This is a genomic window from Shewanella sp. MBTL60-007 (genome assembly GCF_019654915.1).
In the GTDB taxonomy this organism is placed as follows: domain Bacteria; phylum Pseudomonadota; class Gammaproteobacteria; order Enterobacterales; family Shewanellaceae; genus Shewanella.
In genome coordinates this window covers 1-253 of sequence record NZ_BPET01000217.1, presented here as the reverse complement: position 1 = coordinate 253, position 253 = coordinate 1, and the positions used below count along the sequence as shown (strand labels likewise).

The 253-nt window shown below is 55.7% G+C and carries 1 protein-coding gene; it reads right to left on the bottom strand.

Annotated elements, in window-relative coordinates; genetic code table 11:
* Positions 1-253 (bottom strand): hypothetical protein (locus K5Q92_RS24120; protein WP_220771288.1); only part of this gene is annotated, 253 nt, incomplete at both ends.

Genomic DNA, 253 nt, shown 5'->3' with positions numbered 1-253 from the left:
ACGTCATCAGCACCAATTTCAGCTTGGGTGAGCAGGCCATCGCCTGGGTTGCCATCATCAACAATCAATACCGTTGGCGCATTTGGCGCGGTTTCATCAGCAACGGTTGCGGTGTCGCTACCTTGAGCCGAGGTGTTGTCAGCCTTATCGGTTTGGGTGGCGGTGACGGTGATGCTGTCGCCTTCAGCAGGCGCGGTTTCTGTCCAGCTGATCACGCCGTTGGCATAAGTGTAGTTACCAAAGGTGAAGCTGC